At 73.9% G+C, this 18,764-nt stretch carries 17 protein-coding genes; 10 read left to right on the top strand and 7 right to left on the bottom strand.

Translation table 11 applies throughout. The features are described from left to right. Window positions 1-19 precede the first annotated feature (19 nt). The gene (locus SM418_RS34540) at window positions 20-1,546 is read left to right on the top strand and encodes a M20/M25/M40 family metallo-hydrolase (protein WP_371945827.1); all 1,527 of its coding nucleotides are present in this window, start codon (window positions 20-22) and stop codon (window positions 1,544-1,546) included. A 104-nt stretch (window positions 1,547-1,650) separates the two neighbouring features. On the opposite strand, the gene SM418_RS34535 is transcribed toward SM418_RS34540, so the two are convergent. Next, window positions 1,651-2,478, bottom strand: a complete 828-nt coding sequence (locus tag SM418_RS34535) for an LLM class F420-dependent oxidoreductase (RefSeq protein ID WP_371945828.1) — start codon at window positions 2,476-2,478, stop codon at window positions 1,651-1,653. 61 nt (window positions 2,479-2,539) lie between these two features. On the opposite strand from SM418_RS34535, the gene polA reads away from it, so the two are divergent. Beyond that, window positions 2,540-5,173: a DNA polymerase I gene (polA, locus tag SM418_RS34530; protein ID WP_371945829.1), complete on the top strand. Its 2,634-nt coding sequence runs from the start codon at window positions 2,540-2,542 to the stop codon at window positions 5,171-5,173. On the opposite strand, the gene SM418_RS34525 is transcribed toward polA, so the two are convergent. Next, a complete protein-coding gene (locus SM418_RS34525) occupies window positions 5,170-6,237 on the bottom strand; it encodes a maleylacetate reductase (protein WP_371945830.1) in 1,068 nt (355 codons plus the stop codon). The two genes, polA and SM418_RS34525, sit on opposite strands and share 4 nt — an antisense overlap. A 60-nt stretch (window positions 6,238-6,297) precedes the next feature. Here SM418_RS34525 and SM418_RS34520 point away from each other — a divergent pair, with 60 nt between their 5' ends. The 6 genes from SM418_RS34520 (at window position 6,298) to SM418_RS34495 (ending at window position 10,591) form a co-directional block, all read left to right on the top strand. Then, on the top strand, window positions 6,298-6,795 hold the full coding sequence (locus tag SM418_RS34520) for an inorganic diphosphatase (RefSeq protein ID WP_371945831.1): 498 nt from the start codon (window positions 6,298-6,300) through the stop codon (window positions 6,793-6,795). Window positions 6,796-6,898: 103 nt separating this feature from the next. Further along, window positions 6,899-8,446, top strand: coding sequence for an FAD-dependent monooxygenase (locus SM418_RS34515; RefSeq protein WP_371945832.1), 1,548 nt, complete (start codon window positions 6,899-6,901; stop codon window positions 8,444-8,446). 71 nt (window positions 8,447-8,517) lie between these two features. Beyond that, window positions 8,518-9,351, top strand: a complete 834-nt coding sequence (locus SM418_RS34510) for an SAM-dependent methyltransferase (RefSeq protein WP_371945833.1) — start codon at window positions 8,518-8,520, stop codon at window positions 9,349-9,351. Between the two features lie 58 nt (window positions 9,352-9,409). Next, window positions 9,410-9,958, top strand: a complete 549-nt coding sequence (locus tag SM418_RS34505; protein WP_371945834.1) for a carboxymuconolactone decarboxylase family protein — start codon at window positions 9,410-9,412, stop codon at window positions 9,956-9,958. Between the two features lie 121 nt (window positions 9,959-10,079). Next, entirely contained in the window at window positions 10,080-10,331 is a 252-nt protein-coding gene (locus SM418_RS34500) for a sigma factor (protein WP_371945835.1), read from the top strand. Then, window positions 10,331-10,591, top strand: a complete 261-nt coding sequence (locus SM418_RS34495; protein WP_371966137.1) for a hypothetical protein — start codon at window positions 10,331-10,333, stop codon at window positions 10,589-10,591. The genes SM418_RS34500 and SM418_RS34495 overlap by 1 nt, the downstream gene beginning before the upstream one ends. On the opposite strand, the gene SM418_RS34490 is transcribed toward SM418_RS34495, so the two are convergent. Both SM418_RS34490 and SM418_RS34485 read right to left on the bottom strand, forming a co-directional pair. After that, a complete protein-coding gene (locus SM418_RS34490; protein WP_371945836.1) occupies window positions 10,557-12,245 on the bottom strand; it encodes an ArnT family glycosyltransferase in 1,689 nt (562 codons plus the stop codon). The two genes, SM418_RS34495 and SM418_RS34490, sit on opposite strands and share 35 nt — an antisense overlap. A 74-nt stretch (window positions 12,246-12,319) precedes the next feature. Then, entirely contained in the window at window positions 12,320-13,978 is a 1,659-nt protein-coding gene (locus SM418_RS34485) for an alkaline phosphatase family protein (RefSeq protein WP_371945837.1), read from the bottom strand. A 311-nt stretch (window positions 13,979-14,289) separates the two neighbouring features. Here SM418_RS34485 and SM418_RS34480 point away from each other — a divergent pair, with 311 nt between their 5' ends. Both SM418_RS34480 and SM418_RS34475 read left to right on the top strand, forming a co-directional pair. Continuing rightward, window positions 14,290-14,883, top strand: coding sequence for a dihydrofolate reductase family protein (locus tag SM418_RS34480; protein WP_371945838.1), 594 nt, complete (start codon window positions 14,290-14,292; stop codon window positions 14,881-14,883). A gap of 105 nt (window positions 14,884-14,988) precedes the next feature. Continuing rightward, window positions 14,989-15,450, top strand: a complete 462-nt coding sequence (locus tag SM418_RS34475) for a hypothetical protein (protein ID WP_371945839.1) — start codon at window positions 14,989-14,991, stop codon at window positions 15,448-15,450. On the opposite strand, the gene SM418_RS34470 is transcribed toward SM418_RS34475, so the two are convergent. Genes SM418_RS34470 through SM418_RS34460 form a run of 3 tightly spaced genes read right to left on the bottom strand, consistent with a single transcriptional unit; the run spans window position 15,375 to window position 18,089 of the window. After that, on the bottom strand, window positions 15,375-16,262 hold the full coding sequence (locus SM418_RS34470; protein ID WP_443098416.1) for a class II fructose-bisphosphate aldolase: 888 nt from the start codon (window positions 16,260-16,262) through the stop codon (window positions 15,375-15,377). The two genes, SM418_RS34475 and SM418_RS34470, sit on opposite strands and share 76 nt — an antisense overlap. Then, window positions 16,255-17,199, bottom strand: coding sequence for a 1-phosphofructokinase family hexose kinase (locus tag SM418_RS34465; RefSeq protein WP_371945841.1), 945 nt, complete (start codon window positions 17,197-17,199; stop codon window positions 16,255-16,257). Before SM418_RS34465 ends, SM418_RS34470 begins: the two co-directional genes overlap by 8 nt. After that, window positions 17,196-18,089, bottom strand: coding sequence for an SIS domain-containing protein (locus SM418_RS34460; RefSeq protein ID WP_371945842.1), 894 nt, complete (start codon window positions 18,087-18,089; stop codon window positions 17,196-17,198). The genes SM418_RS34465 and SM418_RS34460 overlap by 4 nt, the downstream gene beginning before the upstream one ends. Between the last annotated feature and the right edge of the window lie 675 nt (window positions 18,090-18,764).

Genomic DNA, 18,764 nt, shown 5'->3' with positions numbered 1-18,764 from the left:
CACAAACGGAGACCTAGTCATGCGCAGAGCCGCGCTCGCAACCCTGACCGGGCTGTCGCTCGCAGCCGCCACGCTGGCGGCGGCGCCCGCCCAGGCGGCCGCACCGGCCCCCGCCGACGCCCGGCTGGCCCGCCTGGTCACGCTGAAGAACGTCCGCCAGCACCAGCTGAACCTGCAGAAGATCGCGGACGCCAACGGCGGCAACCGGGCCGCCGGGCTCCCCGGCAACGAGGTCACCATCAAGTACATCGCGGACCAGCTGAAGCGGGCCGGGTACAGCCCCACGGTCCAGAACTTCACGTTCGACTTCTGGCAGGAGACGGCTGAGCCGGTCTTCGCCGAGACCGAGCCCGAAGCGAAGACGTTCGCGCCGGACACCGACTTCGCGACCCTGCAGTACTCCGGGTCGGGCGACGTCACCGCCGCCGCGACCCCCGTCGACCCGGGCGCGACCGGGCTCGGCAGCGGCTGCGAGGCCGACGACTTCGCCGGCTTCCCGGCGGGCCACATCGCGCTGATCCAGCGCGGCGGCTGCTTCTTCTCCGTCAAGACCGACAACGCCATCGCCGCCGGCGCGTCCGCCGTGGTCATCTACCAGCTCCCCGGCCAGCCGGGCCCCGTCGCGGGCACGCTGACCACGCCGTACGGCATCCCGGTGGTCGGCCCGACCAACGCGGTCGGGACGGCCCTCGTCCAGCAGGCGAACAACGGCGGCGTGACGCTGCGCGTGAACACCAGCACGTTCACCGAGAAGCGCCAGGCGGCCAACGTCGTCGCCGACACCAGGCACGGGCGGGCCGACAACGTCGTGGTCGTCGGCGCGCACAACGACAGCGTCACCGACGGCCCCGGCATCAACGACGACGGCTCGGGCACCGCGGCGCTGCTGGAGATGGCCAAGCAGATCAACAAGCTCGGCCCCAAGGTCCGCAACAAGGTGCGGTTCGCGTTCTGGGGCGCCGAGGAGGAGGGCCTGCTCGGCTCCCAGCACTACGTCGACGGCCTCCCGCAGGCCGAGCGCGACAAGATCGCGCTGAACCTGAACTTCGACATGATCGCCTCGCCCAACCACGTGAACTTCGTCTACGACGGCGACGACAGCGCGGGACAGAACAACGTCGAGGCGCCCGCCGGGTCCGGCGCGATCGAGAAGGCGTTCAACGACCATTTCGCGAAGCGGAGGCTGCCCACCGACCCGACGCCGTTCAACGGACGCTCGGACTACAACGCCTTCATCACCGTGGGGATCCCGGCCGGCGGCCTGTTCACCGGTGCCGAGGGCATCAAGACCCCCGAGCAGGCGAAGATCTACGGCGGTACCGCCGGGGTGTCCTACGACCCGTGCTACCACCAGGCGTGCGACCGCTACGACAACGTGAACCTCGCGGCCTACGACCAGATGATCGACGCCGCGGCCGCCGTCACGCAGCTGTTCGCGCACAGCACGCTGACGGTCAACGGCAACGAGCTGGCCCGGAGGGCGAATCAGGCCCAGCCGAGCAGGCGCGTCGTGCCGGACGAGATCGGCGGCCACCCGACCCGCTGACCCCGGCCATGTCGTTCATGTAGTCCGTGCCGTTCACGTAGGCCATGCGGTCCATGCGGTCCATACGAGGGACGCGCCCGGCTCCGGGCGCGTCCCTCGCCCGTTCACGCGAGCGTCTCGGCGATCGCGCGCAGCGCCGGGCGCGGGTCGTCCTCACCCAGCACCTGGACCGCCACCTGGTCGGCGCCCGCGTCCAGGTGCCCGGACACCCGCGCGGCCAGCGCCGCGGCGTCGCCGTGCGCGATCAGCGCGTCCACCAGCGCGTCGCTGCCGCCGTCCGCCACGTCGGCGTCGGTGAAGCCGAGCCGCTTGAAGCTGTTCACGTAGTTGCGCAGCCCGAGGTAGCGCTCGGCGGCCTCCCGGGCCACCGCGCGGGCGCGTCCGGTGTCGGTGTCGAGCACCACCTTCTGGTCGGGGACGAGGAGCGGCCCGGCGCCCAGCGCCGCCCGCGCCTCGCGGGTGTGCTCGGGCGTGGTGAAGTACGGGTGCGCGCCAGCGGCGCGCTCAGCCGCCAGCCGCAGCACTTTCGGGCCTAGGGCGGCCAGCACCCGCCCCTCCACCGGGACGTCGGCCTCGTCCAGCCGGTCCAGGTAGCGGACGATCGTCTCGTACGGGCTGCGGTACTCCCGCGTCGCCTCCGGATGACCGATGCCGACGCCGAGCAGGAACCGCCCGCCGTGCGCGTCGTGCAGCCGGTGGTAGGACGCGGCGACCTCCTCGGCCGGGGTGGCCCACATGTTCACGATGCCGGTCGCGACGACGATCCGGTCGGTGGCGCCGAGCAGCCGCTCGGCGATCTTCAGGTCGCCGCGCGGCGAGCCGCCGATCCAGATCGCGCCGTAGCCGAGGTCCTCGACGTCCTTCGCCAGCTCCGCGTCCAGCATGCTCCACGGCCGCCAGATCCCCAGCCGCCCCAGTTCGATCTTGTCCATGTCGCCCCAACACCTCTCGCTGCCGTTCTATGCCCCCTTCCCGGGTGCCAGGATGTGAGACATGACCGACCGGCCCCGCCTGCTGCTCCTGGACGGCCATTCGCTGGCCTACCGGGCGTTCTACGCGCTGCCGGTGGAGAACTTCACCACCACGGCCGGGCAGCCGACGAACGTCGTGTACGGCTTCGCGAACATGCTGGCCAACGTGCTGCGGGACGAGCGCCCGACGCACGCGGCCGTGGCGTTCGACGTGGCGCGGCGGACGTTCCGCACCGAGGCGTTCCCGGAGTACAAGGCGACCCGGGCGCGGTCGCCCGAGGAGTTCGGCAGCCAGCTCGCCGTCCTCGACCGCCTGCTCGCCGCGATGAGCGTGCCGGTCGTGCGGGCGCCCGGCTACGAGGCCGACGACGTCATCGCGACGCTCGCGACGGCGGCGGAGGCGGACGGCATGAGCGTCCTGATCGTCACCGGCGACCGGGACGTGCTCCAGCTCGTCAGCGAGGACGTCACCGTCCTGTACTTCTACCGGACGGCGTCGGAGATGATCCGGTATACGCCGGAGGCGGTGCAGGAGAAGTACGGGCTGACCCCGGCGCAGTACCCCGACTTCGCGGCGCTGCGCGGCGACCCGTCCGACAACCTGCCGAGCATCCCGGGCATCGGGCAGAAGACGGCAGCGAGGTGGGTGCGCGAGTTCGGCTCGCTCGACGCGCTGCTGGAGCGGGCCGGCGAGGTGAAGGGCAAGGCGGGGGAGAAGCTGCGCGCCGCGCTGGACTCGGTCCGGCTGAACCGGCGGCTGACCGAGCTGGTCCGCGACGTGGATCTGCCGGTGGCGCCCGCCGACCTGCGGCGCGGCCCCTACGACCTGACCGCGTTCACGACGCTGCTGGACGAGCTGGAGTTCCGCAACGCGAGCCTCCGGCAGCGCCTCTTCGCCGCCGACCCCGGCGGAGGCCGCCCCCCGGACGCGGCCGGAGCCGAGCCGGTGCGGGGCCGCGAACTAGGACCGGACGAGCTGGCCGGCTGGCTCCGGGCCCGCGCCACCGGCCTGACCGGGCTGGCCGCCGACTGCACCTGGGCGCGCGGCGCGGGCGACATCGCGCGGATCGCGCTGGCGACCGGCGACGGGTACGCCGCCTCGTTCGAGCCGTCCGATCTCACCGAGGGCGACGAGCGCGCCTTCGCCGCCTGGCTGGCCGACCCGGACCGCCCCAAGGCACTGCACGACGTGAAGTCGTTGCTCCGCGTGTTCGGCGAGCGCGGGTGGCGCCTCGACGGGATCGCCACCGACACGGCGATGGCCGCCTACCTCCTGCTTCCCGGCCTGGCCGCCTACGGGATCGCCGACCTCGCGGGCCGCCACCTCGGCCGCCGCCCGCCCGAGGACGGGGCGGCGGGACTGATGCTGAGCGCCCGGGCCGTCCTCGACCTCGCCGGGAGGTTCGCCGCCGACCTCGCGTCCACCGGCATGGACGGGGTCCTCCGCGACGTCGAGCTGCCGCTGTCGGACCTGCTCGCCCGCGCCGAGCGCGCCGGGATCCACGTCGACGCCGCCCTCCTCGGCGAACTGGAGCGGCACTTCGCGGACGCGATGGAGCGCGCCGCGGACGAGGCCGCCGAGATCGCCGGCCGCCGCTTCAACCCGGGTTCGACGAAGCAGCTCCAGGAGGTGCTGTTCGGCGAGCTGGGCCTGCCCAGGACCAAGAAGATCAAGTCCGGGTACTCCACCGACCTGGACGCCCTGACCTGGCTCGCCACGCAGACCGACAACGGCCTCCCGCAGGTGCTGCTGCGCCACCGCGACCAGGCGCGGCTGCGCACCACGGTCGCCGGGCTGATCAGGGAGATCGGCGCGGACGGCCGGATCCACACCACCTTCCAGCAGACCGTCGCCGCGACCGGGCGGCTCACCTCGACCGAGCCGAACCTGCAGGTCATCCCCGTCCGGACCGAGGAGGGGCGGCGCATCCGCCGGGCGTTCCTGCCGGGCGCCGGGTTCGAGTCCCTGCTGACCGCCGACTACGGCCAGCTCGAACTGCGCGTCATGGCGCACCTGTCGCAGGACCCGACGCTGCTGGCCGCGTTCGAGTCCGGCGAGGACCTGCACGCGACGATGGCCGCGCGGGTCTTCCAGGTCGCCCCGGACGCCGTCACGCCCGACATGCGGCGCAAGATCAAGGCGATGTCGTACGGGCTCGCGTACGGGCTGTCGGCGTTCGGCCTGGCCCGGCAGCTCGGCGTCCCGATGGCGGAGGCGCGCCCGCTGATGGACGCCTACTTCGCGCGGCTCGGCGGCGTCCGCGACTACCTCGACCACGTCGTCGCCGAGGCCCGCGTCACCGGACACACCCGCACGATCCTCGGCCGCCGCCGCTACCTTCCCCACCTGACCAGCGACGACCGGCAGCGCCGCGAGACCGCCGAGCGGATGGCGCTGAACGCCCCGATCCAGGGCTCCGCCGCCGACATCGTCAAGATCGCGATGCTGCGGGTGGACGAGGCGCTCACCGCGGCCGGCCTGCGCAGCCGGCTGCTGCTCCAGGTGCACGACGAGATCGTCCTGGAGGTGGCGCCGGGGGAGCGGGACGCGGTGGAGAGGATCGTCCACGACCGGATGACGACCGCCTACCCGCTGACGGTCGGCCTGGAGGTCGCGATCGGAGTCGGCGCCGACTGGAACGCCGCCGCTCACTAGGCCGCCGGCGGGCGTCCCTCCCACGCGTTCCCGAGCAGGACCCGCAGACCCGCCTCCTCCACAGGGCGCGGGTTCGCGAACCCGCCGCCGGCGGCCTGCGCGACGACCTCGTTCAGGTGGCCGGCATCGGCGCCCAGCGCCCCGAGGGAACGCGGCAGCCCGAGCGAGCCGGAAAGATCCCACAGCGCGCGGGCCGGATCGTCCCGCCCGAGCGCCCGCCCGAGCGCCCGCACGGCGTCCGGCGCGGCCGGTCGGTTGTAGGCGAGGACGTGCGGGAGCAGGACGGAATGGGTCTCCGCGTGCGGCAGGTTCAGCGACCCGCCGAGGATGTGGCACAGCTTGTGGTGCAGGCCCATCGTGGTGGCGCTCAGGCACGTCCCGCAGAGCCACGCCCCGTACAGGGCCCGCGTGCGCGCGGGCAGGCCGCCGGGGTTCCGGACGACCTCCGGCAGGGCCCCGGCCAGCGCCCGGACGGCCTCCTCCGCCATCAGGGAGACGATCGGCGAGGCGTCCGGGGCGTAGAGGCACTCCACCGCGTGCGCCATCGCGTTCATCGCCGAAGCAGCCGACACGGCGGGCGGCAGCCCCAGCGTCAGGGACGGGTCGTAGAGCACCGTCCGGGCGAGAACCCGCCGGTCACGCCCGGTCCGCTTGACGCCGTCCGCGGTCATGCCCCACACCGGTGTCATCTCCGACCCGGCGTACGTCGTCGGGACGGCCACGATCGGCAGCCCGGTCTCCCTGGCGACCGCCTTGGCCAGGCCGACCGCCGACCCGCCGCCGAAGGAGACCAGCCCGTCCGCGCGGGCCGATGCGGCGGCCCCGCACGCCTCGGCGGCGACCTCCGCCGGCACGTGCGTCACGGCCCCGGGGTGGACGCCCGCCACCCGGTCGCCCAGCGGTGCGGCGGCCCGCTCGGCGTCCGCCCGCCGCCCCGGCGTCGACACGACGAGCACCCGCGAGAGGCCGAGCGCGTCCACCTCGGCGGGCAGGTCCCCGAGCACCCCCTCGCCGAAGACGACCCGCACGGGAAGCGGCTGGTAGACGAATCGCGGCGTGCCCATGCGACGACTCTACGATCACGCGTCCTCCCTGCGGGTAGGGTCCACCGGGGGGAGGTGCTCATGGAGATCGAGATGGTCGTCGAGATCCCCGGAGGATCGCGCAACAAGTACGAGATGGACCACGGGATCGGCCGCATCCGGCTCGACCGGATGCTGTTCACCGCGACCCGGTACCCGCACGACTACGGCTACATCCCGGACACCTGCGCGGAGGACGGCGACCCGCTGGACGCGATGGTGCTGCTGGAGGAGCCCACGTTCCCCGGCTGCCAGATCACCGTCCGCAGCGTCGGCGTGTTCTGGATGCTCGACGAGAAGGGGCCGGACGCCAAGATCCTCACCGTCCCGTCGCGGGACGTCCGCTACGCCGAGATCAACGACCTGCCCGACGTGCACGCGTACGTCCTCGACGAGATCGCGCACTTCTTCGACATCTACAAGAGCCTCGAACCGGGCAAGTCGGCCGACGTGCGCGGCTGGCAGGACCGCCGGATCGCCGATCAGACGATCACCGAGGCCGTGGAGCGCGCCCGGAAGACGCAGAGCACCACGGCCTGAATCACCCTGGCCCGAAGCACCCGGCCTGAAGCATCCGGCCTGGCACCCCGTTGACCGGCGCGGACGCTTTACGGAGGCGGCCGGGCGGCGCACCATTCCAAGGGTGGGCTCCGCGGCGGAACCGGTCGTGGTCGTGGGCGCCGGGCCGGTCGGGCTGGTCACGGCGCTGCTGCTGGCGCGGCACGGGGTGCCGAGCGTGGTGCTGGAGGCCGCCGCGCGCCGCGACCCCGCCGGGTCGCGGGCCATCTGCTTCCAGCGGGACGTGCTGGACGTCCTGGACCGGGTCGGCTGCGCCGAGCGGATGATCGCCCGCGGCGTGACCTGGACGACCGGCCGCACCTACCACCGCGGCGACGAGCTGTTCTCGGTCACCTTCCCCGACGCGGGGCGCAGCGCGGTGCCGCCCTGGATCAACATCTCCCAGGCGGAGGTGGAGGCGCACCTGCGGGACCTGGCCGCCGCCGAGCCGCTGGTGGACGTCCGGTACGGTCACCCGGTCCGCGACCTGCGCCAGGACGCCTGCGGCGTCGAGGCCGACGCGGGCGGCACGACCGTGCGCGGGACGCACGCCGTCGGCGCCGACGGCGGCCGGAGCGCCGTCCGGGAACTGCTCGGCATCGGCTTTCCGGGGCGCACGTTCGCCGACAAGTTCCTGATCTGCGACATCCGCGCCGACCTGCCGTTCCCGAACGAGCGCCGGTTCTTCTTCGACCCCGAGTGGAACCCCGGCCGGCAGGTCCTCGTCCACCAGTGCCCGGACCGGACGTGGCGCATCGACTGGCAGGTCCCCGCCGACCACGACCTCGAAGCCGAGCGGGCCTCCGGCGCGCTCGGCGCCCGCATCCGGCAGATCACCGGGGACGCCCCGTACGAGATCGTCTGGGCGACCGTGTACCGGTTCCACGAGCGGGTCGCCGGGACGTTCGCGTCCGGCCGGGCGTTCCTGGCGGGGGACGCCGCCCACCTGTACGCGCCGTTCGGCGCCCGCGGGCTGAACTCCGGCGTCCAGGACGCGGAGAACCTCGCCTGGAAACTCGCCTTCGTCCGGCACGGCTGGGCGGCGCCGGACCTGCTGCGCAGCTACGACGTCGAGCGACGCGCCGCCGCCGCCGAGAACCTCCGCGTGACCACGAGGACGATGGAGTTCCTCGTCCCGCAGACGCCGGCCCAGCGGGCGCACCGGCTGGCGGCCCTGGCGGCGGCCCGCACGCATCCCGATCCGCGGACGATCATCGATTCGGGCCGGCTCGCCGAACCGTTCTGGTACCTGGATTCGCCGCTGACCACCCCGTCCGGCCCGGTGGACGGCCTCCCGTGGGAGGCCGGGGCCGTCCGCCCGCCGGTGCCGGGCGTGATCTGCCCGGACGGGCCGTGCACCGTCGACGGCGCGCGCACCCGCCTGCGCCGCCTGTTCGGCACGCGGTTCGTGGTCCTGACCGGCGGGCGGCTCGCGGCGCTGCCCGCAGGCGTCCCGCACGAGATCCGCGCACTGGCCGACATCGACACCGAGGGGGTGCTTCGGACGGTCTTGCGCGCGGGCCCGGACACGGTCCACGTCGTCCGCCCGGACGGGCATCTCGCGGCGGTCCTGCCGGCCCCCGACCCCGCTCAGGTCGCGGCGGCCCTGCACCGGGCCTGCGGCCGCACGTGACCGACCTCACCCGCCGGGGCCGCGACCGTACCGTGTAGCGTCATGATCCCCCGGAGCGGAGGTGAGACCGCATGAGCAGTGCCAGTGGCAGGGGCGCGGACGACGGCTTCCGCGCCGGTGACGGCATCCGCGCGGACCGGCCGGTGTCGGCGCGGGTCTGGGACTACTGGCTCGGCGGCAAGGACCACTACGAGGTGGACCGGCAGGCGGGGGAGAGGGTCGCGCAGCAGGTCCCCGGGATCGTCGCCGCCGCCCGCACCGACCGGCTGTTCCTCGGACGCTGCGTCCGCCACCTGGCGGGCGAGGAGGGCGTGCGGCAGTTCCTCGACATCGGCACGGGCCTGCCGACCGCCGACAACACGCACGAGATCGCGCAGCGGGTGGCTCCGGAGTCGCGCATCGTCTACGTCGACAACGATCCGCTGGTGCTCGTCCACGCGCGGGCGCTCCTCACGAGTTCCCCGGAGGGCGCGACCAGCTACATCGACGCCGATGTCCGCGATCCCGAGCGCATTCTCGACGAGGCCGCCGCGACGCTCGACTTCGGAAAGCCCGTCGGCCTGATGATGCTCGCCCTGCTGCACCTCATCACCGACGACGACGAGGCGCGCGCCGTCCTGGACAAGCTCTTCGGCGCGCTCGCCCCGGGCAGTTTCGTGGCGCTGTCGCATGCCTGCCTGGACGTGGAGGTCACGCACACGGCCGTCAAGGCGTGGAACGAGAGCGGCACCCCGCACCCGCTCAAGGCCCGGACCGCCGCGGAGATCGAGTCGCTGTTCGACGGCCTGGAATTGGTCGAGCCCGGAATCGTGTCGTGTTCCCGCTGGCGTCCGGAACCCAATCCGTGGGGCGAGCCGCAGGAGACCATGACCTTTTGTGGAGTGGCGAGAAAACTACCCGCGTGAGGGCGTTCGTTAGAGGATCGGGGTGAATTGTCCGACACCGTTCCTCCGGAGGCAGTCCTTGGCGCACATCGAATTGGACGATAATGTTCCCGGGCTGCCGTCCCTGCTCCGGTTCCGGCCGGAGACGGCGGGCCCGCTGAGCGCACTGGCGGAGGCCCTGCTGCGCGGCCCGGGCCCCCTCCCGCGCGGTGAGCGGGAGCTGATCGCCGCGTACGTGTCGGAGCTGAACGGCTGCCGGTTCTGCGCCTCGTCCCATGGCGCCTGCGCCGCCGCCCAGCTGCCCGGCGGCATGACGCTCGTCCAGCAGGTCCACGCCGATCCCGGCGCCGCGCCGGTGTCCGGCAAGCTCAAGGCCCTCCTCGGCATCGCCGCCGCCGTGCAGCGCGGCGGGCGGGAGGTGGGCGACGAGCACATCGCCGCCGCGCGCGACGCCGGCGCCACGGACGTCGAGATCCACGACACCGTGCTCATCGCCGCCGCGTTCTGCATGTACAACCGGTACGTGGACGGCCTGGCCACCAGCGCCCCGGAGAACCCGGCCGCCTACGCGCAGATGGCCGAGCGGCTCGTCGTCGACGGCTACGGGGCCGCGGCCGCCCCGCGCTGAAACCCGTTGGCCCACGCCCGCCGCCGCTGACGGCTGCCCGGACTCGCCGCCGGAGCAGCCAGGGCAACCTTTCCCGGGGCCCCGGCGGTAGTAGTCCGCAGAACACCTACCGGGAGGTCGGATGCGGGAGAGACCGGACTACGCGGCGTACGTGACGGAGCGTTCGCCGCGACTCCTCAGGACGGCGTACCTGCTGTGCAGGGACGGGGGCCAGGCCGAGGATCTGCTGCAGACCGCGCTGGTCAAGGCATGGCGGGCATGGCGGCGGATCGGGAACGACCCCGACCCGTACGTCTACCGGATCCTGGTCAACACGCATGCGCCGCCGTCCAGCAGTTCGGGCGGGAGCCCGGCGACCGGACGCCGCCGGTGATGGCGGGCACGGTCGACGACGGGTTCACGACGTCGCCCCCGGCGGAGGGCATGGCCCCGCTGTGCGAGGTGCGCTTCTCGATGGCCGGCAGGAAGGCCCGCGTCCAGTTCACGCCCACCGGGCCGAACAGCATGATCACCTACCGCTGCTCGGTGCCGTTCACGGTCTACGCGGTGCAAAAGGGGGCGCTGAGCGCCGTCGGTTGCACTGCGGGACCCTGGAGATCTACGACCGCTGACCGGGCCGGCGGAAGAGCGTGATGGAGTGGCCGACCTCGCCGATCGGCTCGCTGGAGTCGATCAGCGGGGCGAGCCGCCGATCGTCCTTGGCGATCCAGCTGTCGGACACCACCAGGAGGCCGCGCACCCGGTCCGGCGGCACGGTGAGGGGGTCGGACGCGCGGATGCCGTAGCGGGACGGGACGCCGCCGCCCTTGTAGACGAGCCAGACCTCCTCTCCCGGATAGCGGTCGCGGAGGCGGTCGGCGAGCCGTCCGAGGTCCTGCCCCCAGTCGACGTTCGAGTCGTGCAGGTACAGGTGCGTCTTGGCCGGCCCGCCGAACGCCTCGTTCGAGTACGGCAGGTAGTACGGGTAGGTCCGCAGCGAGCTGACTCCGACGAACAGCACCAGCACACCGGCCGCGGCCCTCGCCCACCGCCACCGGACGGCGGTCACGGCGGCCGCCGCAACCGCCAGGAAGATCGGGACGAAGATCGCGTACCGGACGCCGAGGTCGCGGGAGCCGGTCATCGCCACCGCCAGCAGCACCGCGGCGGGCGCGAGGACGTACGGCGCCGCGGGCCGCAGCCGGGGCGACGCCGCCATCGCCGCGACGCCCGCCGCCCAGAGGACGAGCATGCCGAGCGGCGTCTTCACCAGCAGCGCGGCCGGCAGGTAGTACCAGTGCGAGCCATGGTAGGTGCGGCCGAAGAGGAAGCCCGTCCACTTCATGTCCTCGAAACCGAACTGGACGCGCATGCCGTCCCGGAACGGCCCGGGGAACGGCAGGGAGCCGATGGCGAGCCCGCGCAGCCCGCCGACCGCCGGGACGCCCGCGGGCGCCGTCCAGCGCAGGCGCGGATCGACGGCCAGGTAGCTCGCCCACACGACCGCCACGGCGAGGACGGCGGTGCCGGCCGCCGCCAGCACGCCGGCCGCCGCCAGCACGCCGGCCGCGACCGGCCGTCCGGCGCCGCGGGACCGGTACCCGACCGACACCGACACCGCCACCAGTACCAGCACCACCGGCACGGCGGGCAGCGCGCTCATCTTGGTCGCCAGCGCCGCACCGAGCGCCGCCCCCGCGAGCGGGACGCAGAGCCGGGGCCGCCGCCGCGCCCGCCACAGCAGCCACACCGACGTCAGCAGGAACCCGGCCGCCGGCACATCGAGCGTCGCCAGCGACCCGTGCGCGATCACATCGGGGGAGAACGCGTACAGGGCGAGCGCGACCACCCCGCCGGCCGGGCCGGTGAGGTCCCGGGCGAACACGAAGACGACCAGGCCGAACAGCAGGGTCAGCATGATGACGGGCAGCCGCGCGGCGAGCAGGACCCGCTGCGCGTTGTTGCCCGACCCGTACAGCAGATGCCGCCCGACGGCCTGGTCGCCGCCGGAATAGGACGGGTCCAGGCGGGCGCCGGCGAGCACCGGCCCGGCCCCGATGATCAGCTTGCCCAGCGGCGGATGCTCGGGGTTGTGCCGCAGATCGTGCGCGCGCAGGTAGATGACGCCGGTGCCGACGTACACGGGCTCGTCGACGGTCGGAGACTGCGGCACGGCCGTGGAGACCATCGCGAACGCCATCTGCGCGAGCAGCGCCGCCACGACGGCCGCGAGCAGCCCTCGCCGGTGCCGGCGCAGCACCCCGAACCGGCCCGCCGGCGCCTCGCCGCGGGGCGCCGGCTCCCGCACCTCGATGTCATCCGTGCTGCATCACCCGCTCCGCCGGACCGCGTTCCGGGATCCGCCCATCCGCGCCCATCCGCTCATCCGCCGAAAGCGGTCAGGAAACGGTCCCGGAACGCGCTCATCGGCCACACCGGGGTGTTCCTACCCGGCCGCAGCCCGTCCTGCCAGTTCCATTCTGAAATCTTGCCGAGCACGGCCTCGTCCTTGGCGACGATCGTGACCGGCACGTCCCGGCTCGCGCCCGGACCCGTGATGAGCGGCGCGGGCTGGTGGTCGCCGAGGAAGACGAGCACGGTCCTGTCGTTCCCGTACGTCTCCATGTACGACACGAGCGTGTTCAGCGTGTACTCGATCGACCTGCGGTACTCGGTACGGATCCGGCCGCCGGCGGGCCACGGCGCGTCGTAGCCCTTGCCCATCCCGGTGAAGATCGAGCCGTCTCCGACCTCGTCCCATGGGACGAGCCGGGGAACGGACGCCCACGGCGCGTGGCTCGACACCAGCGCCGTCTCCGCCATCACCGGGGAACGGTCCTTCCTCGCCAGTTCGGCGTGCTGCAGCGTCGACAGCGTGTATTGGTCGGGCATGGTCGCGAAGCTGAACCGTGGCCCGCGATAGCCGAGGTTCCGCTCGTCGTACACCTTGTCGTACCCGTAGAACGTCCCCTCCGGCCAGGCCCGCGTGATCGCCGGCATCAGCGCGACCGTCCGCGAGTCCGCCCGGCGGAACGCCGTGTTCAGCGTCAGCCGGTCGCTGTTCACGAGCGTCCGGTACCGCTGCTGGTTGTCGATCCACAGCCCGGACAGCAGGGTCGCGTGCGCCAGCCAGCTGCCGCCGCCCGCCGTGGACGAGGTGAGCCAGCCGCTGCGCGACGCGAACCCCGCCTCGCGGAGCCGCTGCGACCCCCGGTCCAGGACCGCGCCGACCTGCGGCGCGAACTGCGGATTCTCCACCGCCGAGCGCCCGTAGCTCTCCACGAACGCGAGGACGACGTCCTTGCCACGCAGCCCGGCCAGCAGCCTGTCGCCGGGCGTGTCGCGGAACCTGTCGACGGCGGCGGCCTTCGCGAACTCCTCCCGGTCGTTCAGGCTCGCGCGCACCGCCCTCGCGTGGTCGTAGGCGAGCACCGCCGCGCTCCGCGACGCGACCGGCACCCCGTGGACGAGCTGCGCGCCGAGCACCGCGCACACGACCCAGATCGTCCCCAGCACGGCCGCCGTCCGCGCCGCCGTCCTGTCGTGCCGGACGACGACGCGGCAGAGCCGCAGCGCCGACAGCGACATCAGCGCGATCACGCCGGCCGTCAGCAGGACGGTGAGGACCACGGCGGCGATCGCCCCCGCCCGCCCGGCCGACTCGTCCACGAACTCCACCGCCGGGCGCAGCAGCGGCCAGTCGAGCACCAGGTCGAACGGCCGGACGAGCACGGCGTCGAACCCGATGTCCATCGCCTTCAGCACGAGCACCAGGCCCAGGACGGCCCCCGCCGTCCCCGCCGCGTAACGCCGGGCCTTCGCCGGCACCACGAGGATCAGGGCGACGCCGAGCACACCCTCGACGGGGATGCGCACGAAGGCCGCCGGGGACAGCAGCGCGAACTCGTCCGGCGTGATCAGGGCGGCCAGCACGAGCAGGAACGCCGCGCCGGTCGCCGCCCGCGCCGCGATTCGCCTGCGCCGCCCCGTCCCTGCGCCGCCCGCGTCAGGTCCGGCGGCCTCCACGTCCTCGTCTGTCACCCGCTCGGCGCGGCTATCGGTGGTCAGCTCGTCCTCCCCGGCTCGGATGCCCCTGCCGCGAACGCGACACCCACAGCACGTCCGCCTCGCACCCGCCGGTTCAAACCCTCGCCGATCGGGAGCGCGTCAGGCGGCCATGCCGGTCGATCGACCGCCGCCCGCCCCGCCCGACAGCCATGTGGCGAAGCGCGAAAGCGGCACGGGACGTTGTCCTGCCGGTGAAATCTTCGCCGGGTCCGTAGAGAACGCGGGGGCGGCTCCGATCCTCTTGTGAGCGGCGCCAAGGGGGCGCCCGAGGAGGGGGTATCGGCATGAGCAAGGTCACCTGTGACATCGGGATCTCCGTGGACGGCTTCGTCGCCGGCCCGAACCAGCGGATGGACGAGCCGCTCGGCGACGGCGGAGAGCGGCTGCACCGGTGGATGTTCGAGCAGCCCGAGGCCAACGCTGAGGCCATCGAGAAGATCACGTCCGCCGGCGCCGTCATCATGGGCCGCAACATGTTCGCGTCCGGGCGCGGCGACTGGGACCTCGACTGGACGGGCTGGTGGGGCGAGGAGCCGCCCTACCACGCGCCCGTGTTCGTGCTGACCCACTACGAGCGCGAGCCGGTGACGATGAAGGGCGGGACGAGTTTCAACTTCGTCACCGACGGCATCGAGTCGGCCATGGCGCAGGCGCGGCAGGCCGCGGGCGGCGGGGAGATCGCCATCGCCGGCGGCGCGCAGACCGTGAACCAATACCTGGCGGCCGGTCTGATCGACGAGCTCCGGCTGCATGTCGCACCGCTCGTCCTGGGCGCGGGGGAGCGGCTGTTCGAGGGCGTGGGCGACCTCGCGCTGGAACCGGTCGAAGTGTCGGGCACCGATCTGGTCACGCACGTGACCTACCGGATCGGCCGGTAAGGACCTAGGTCCCCGCAGGTCAGGCCGGTCGGCCGGGGGACGGAGGCGAGCCGGCGCGCACACTGGAGAGGGCAGGAGGCGGAGCGACCCACCGAGGAGGACGCCATGTACTCCGACCGAAGCGAGGCGGGGCGGTGGCTCGGGCGGCGGCTGCGGCGGCACCGCGGGCAGGACGCGGTGGTGATCGCGGCACGGCCCGGCGCCGTGCCGGTGGCCTACGAGGTCGCGGTGGCGCTGGAGGCGCCGCTGGAACTGGCCGGCCGGTCCGCGGCCGGGCCGCTCGGCGGCCGGCCGGCGATCGTCGTCGTCGAGGGTGTGGTGACGGGCCGGACGGCGCGCACCGCGTGCGAGGCCGCGCGCGCACGCGGGGCGCGGCGCGTCGTGCTGGCGGTGCCGGTCGGGGCGCCCGACGCCGTCGACGCGCTCCGCGACGCCGCCGACGAGGTGGAGCGTCCCCTTACGCCGTGCTTCTTCGCCGCGATCGGTGACTACTATCTGGACGACTCGCCTGTCCCCGACGGGGAGGTGACCCGGCTGCTCGAACGGTCCGCCGCGGCGGTGGGCTGACCGTCCGCCCGGATGACCGCGAGGAGGCGGGCGACCTCGGCGGCGACCGCGTCCCGCCCGGCGGCGTTGTAGCGGCGGGGGTCCACCAGGGCGGGATCGGCGCCGAGCCGGCCCCGGACGGCGGCGGTGTACGCCTCGTTCAGCCGCGTCGCGATGTTGATCTTCGTCATGCCGTGCTCGACGGCCGCGGTGAGCGCGCCGTCGGGAACGCCCGACGAGCCGTGCAGCACCAGCGGGACGGCGACCGCCGCGGACAGCCTCGCGATGAGGGGCAGGTCCAGGACGGTGTCGCGGGTGAGCATGGCGTGGGACGTGCCGACCGCGACGGCCAGCGCGTCCACGCCGGTGGCGGCCGCGTAGCCGGCGGCCTCGCCGGGGTCGGTGCGGGCGTGCGGGGCGTGCACGCCGTCCTTGCCGCCGATCTCGCCGAGTTCCGCCTCGACCCACACGCCCTCGGCGTGGCAGCGGGCGGTCACCTCGGCGGTGCCCGCCACGTTGGCGTCATGAGCGAGCCCGGACGCGTCGAACATCACCGACCCGAACCCGAGGTCGACGGCCTCCCGGACCAGGTCCGCCGACGTCGCGTGGTCCAGGTGCGCCACGACCGGCACGGCGGCGGCGCGCCCGATCGCCAGCACCGCCTGCCCGATCGGCGCGAGCGCGCCGTGGTAGGCGACGCAGTTCTCGCTGACCTGGAGCACCACCGGCGCCCCCGCCCGCTCCGCTCCTGCGACGATCGCCTCCGCGTGCTCCAGCTGGATCACGTTGAACGCCCCCAGCCCGCGCCCGCGCGCGGGGACGGCGTCAGTCATGGGCACGAGCGGCATGGTCCTCCTCGGTGCGGAGCGTGACGCGCGACAGGAGTGCGGGGAGGCGGCCGGCGTCGATCTCGCCGGCGACGGGGGAGCGGACCGCGCAGGCGGCGAGCGCGACCGCGCGGCGGAGCCGCTCCGGCCACGGCAGGCCGCCCGCCAGGCCCGCCGCCAGCGCCGCCACGAGAGCGTCGCCCGCGCCCGTCGGGTTGCCGGGCACCGGACGGTCGAGGGCGGCGCGCAGGACACCGTCCGGGGTCCCGGCGAGCACCCCGTCCGGGCCCAGCGAGACGACCACCGCACCGGCGCCCGCCGCGCGGAGCGCCCGGATGCCGGCGGCCGTGTCGCCGGTGCCGCTGGCGCGGGCCAGCTCCCCGGCGTTCGGCTTCACCACGTCGGGACGTCCGGCGGCGCCGAGCCGCAGCGCCTCCCCGTCGGCGTCCAGGACGACCGGGCCGGGGGCGAGCCGGGTCAGCGCGGCGTAGGCGTCCGGCGGGACGCCCGGCGGGAGGCTCCCCGACAGGACGACCACGGCGGCGTCCCTGGTCAGCGCCTCGTACCGGCCGACGAACGTGTTCCACTCGGGGACGGTCACGGTGGGGCCCGGCTCGCAGAACATCGTGGCGTCCCCGCCGGACGTCGTGGCGTCCCGGCCGACGACCGTGACCGTCCGGCGCGATTCGGCGGCGACGGGGCTGAACGAGGCGGGCACGCCGAAGGAGGCGAGGCCCTCCACGATCTGCCGCCCCGCCGCGCCGCCGGCCAGCCCCGTGGCCACCACCTCGTGGCCGAGCCCGTGCAGCACCCGGGCGACGTTGACGCCCTTGCCGCCCGGACGCCGGTAGACCGCCGCCACCCGGTTGACCTCGCCGAACCGCGCGTCCGCCACCTCGTAGGTGTCGTCGAGCGCCGCGTTCAGCGTGACGGTGACGATCACGCCCCGGCGTCCAGGATCACCGAGCGGGTCAGGTGGCGGGGCCGCTCGGGGTCCAGGCCCGCCGCCTCCGCGCGCGCGACCGCGAGCCGCTGCGCCCGGATCAGGTCGGCCAGCGGGTCGGCGGCGGCCGCGCGCAACGCCCCGCCGGTCGCAGCCACCTGGCGGCCGAGGCCGTCCGGCAGGTCGCCGAACATCCACACGGCCCGGCCGGGGCCGGTGACGCTGATCGGCCCGTGCCGGTACTCCATCGCCGGGTAGGCCTCCGTCCAGAAGCCGGCCGCCTCCCTCATCTTCAGCGCTGCCTCGCGGGCGATCCCGACCGTCCAGCCGCGGCCGAGGAAGGTCACCTGCTCCGCGTCCAGCAGTTCCCGGGGCAGCGGGCCGGTCACGGCGGCCTCGGCGTCGGCGATCGCGGCCGCCAGGTCCTCGCCGAGGTGGGCGCGCAGCAGCGCCAGCTGGGTGGTGGCGAACCGGGTCTGGACGACCGACTCCTCGTCGGCGAACTCCAGCGCGATCACCCGCCCGGCGCTCGCCGCCACGGGGGTGTCCGGGTCGGCGGTGATCGCGGTGGTCCGGACGGCGCCGCCGAGCCGGTCCAGGACGTCCAGGACCTCGGTCGTCGTCCCGGACCGGGTCAGCGCGAGCACCCGGTCGTAGCGGCGGCCGAGCGGCATCTCCGAGGCGGCGAACGCGTCGGTCTCGCCGTGCCCGGCGCCCTCGCGCAGGGCGGCGTAGGCCTGCGCCATGTACAGCGAGGTGCCGCACCCGACGACCGCCACCCGCTCCCCGGGCCCCGGAAGCGCGTCCCGGACCCGGCCCGCCAGCCCGGCGGCCCGCCGCCAGCACGCCGGCTGCGCGGCGATCTCGGACATGATGCGGTTGCCGGCCATGAAATCTCCTGACATCCATCGACCTGTTTCGAGCATGAGCGATCGGCGCGAGGTCGTCACGGGGGCGTTATGGGGGCGTCACGGCGGGGGCAGCCCTCCAGGCCGCTGGAGGACCGGCAGCGGGCCCCGCGCCGCGGCCGCCGCGCCGCCACCAGCAGATCGACACGTCTTCGCCACCGAGACCTCCTGCGCGTTTCCGCTCAGAACCTCCGCTAATAATTCACAAACGAGCACCACCGCACAACCCTCGCGCCGACGTCGGGGCCGGTGGTGCGCTTGCGGCGGATGAGACGCGGAGGCGGCCCCTCGGCTGGCCGCGACCCGGGGCCGAGCAATTCAGGAACGGGATCCGGCATGGCGTGAACTCGATCGACGGGTTAAGATCCCGATAGTTCCGGACGGTTCCGGAGATGCCTTCCCCGCTCTTGGCCGCTCAATGCGGCCGATGCATCGCGCGATGCGAAAGGGCGTGGGAATGAGACTGCTGAAAGTGTGGGCGGCCGTCGTGATGTCGGCCGCCGTCGGCGTACTCGGAATCACGTTTCCGGCTAATACTCCAGTTGTAGATCGTGATCTTCATGCTTGAGTGGCTTGTCGGTGGTAGTGGCTGGCCTGGGATCGGGCCTGGTGACGGCGTCGCCATTGGGACCAGTCGAGCCGATGGGCCGGGCTGTG

It is taken from the genome of Actinomadura chokoriensis (assembly GCF_041463665.1).
Classification (GTDB): Bacteria; Actinomycetota; Actinomycetes; order Streptosporangiales; family Streptosporangiaceae; genus Spirillospora; species Spirillospora chokoriensis_A.
This window is presented reverse-complemented; position numbering and strand designations above follow the sequence as displayed.

Coding starts and splice junctions, on each gene's coding strand:
- SM418_RS34540 (WP_371945827.1), top strand. CDS start 20: ATGCGCAGAGCCGCGCTCGCAACCCTGACCGGGCTGTCGCTCGCAGCC.
- SM418_RS34535 (WP_371945828.1), bottom strand. CDS start 2,478: ATGGACAAGATCGAACTGGGGCGGCTGGGGATCTGGCGGCCGTGGAGC.
- polA (WP_371945829.1), top strand. CDS start 2,540: ATGACCGACCGGCCCCGCCTGCTGCTCCTGGACGGCCATTCGCTGGCC.
- SM418_RS34525 (WP_371945830.1), bottom strand. CDS start 6,237: ATGGGCACGCCGCGATTCGTCTACCAGCCGCTTCCCGTGCGGGTCGTC.
- SM418_RS34520 (WP_371945831.1), top strand. CDS start 6,298: ATGGAGATCGAGATGGTCGTCGAGATCCCCGGAGGATCGCGCAACAAG.
- SM418_RS34510 (WP_371945833.1), top strand. CDS start 8,518: ATGAGCAGTGCCAGTGGCAGGGGCGCGGACGACGGCTTCCGCGCCGGT.
- SM418_RS34500 (WP_371945835.1), top strand. CDS start 10,080: ATGCGGGAGAGACCGGACTACGCGGCGTACGTGACGGAGCGTTCGCCG.
- SM418_RS34495 (WP_371966137.1), top strand. CDS start 10,331: ATGGCGGGCACGGTCGACGACGGGTTCACGACGTCGCCCCCGGCGGAG.
- SM418_RS34480 (WP_371945838.1), top strand. CDS start 14,290: ATGAGCAAGGTCACCTGTGACATCGGGATCTCCGTGGACGGCTTCGTC.
- SM418_RS34475 (WP_371945839.1), top strand. CDS start 14,989: ATGTACTCCGACCGAAGCGAGGCGGGGCGGTGGCTCGGGCGGCGGCTG.
- SM418_RS34470 (WP_443098416.1), bottom strand. CDS start 16,262: ATGACTGACGCCGTCCCCGCGCGCGGGCGCGGGCTGGGGGCGTTCAAC.
- SM418_RS34460 (WP_371945842.1), bottom strand. CDS start 18,089: ATGGCCGGCAACCGCATCATGTCCGAGATCGCCGCGCAGCCGGCGTGC.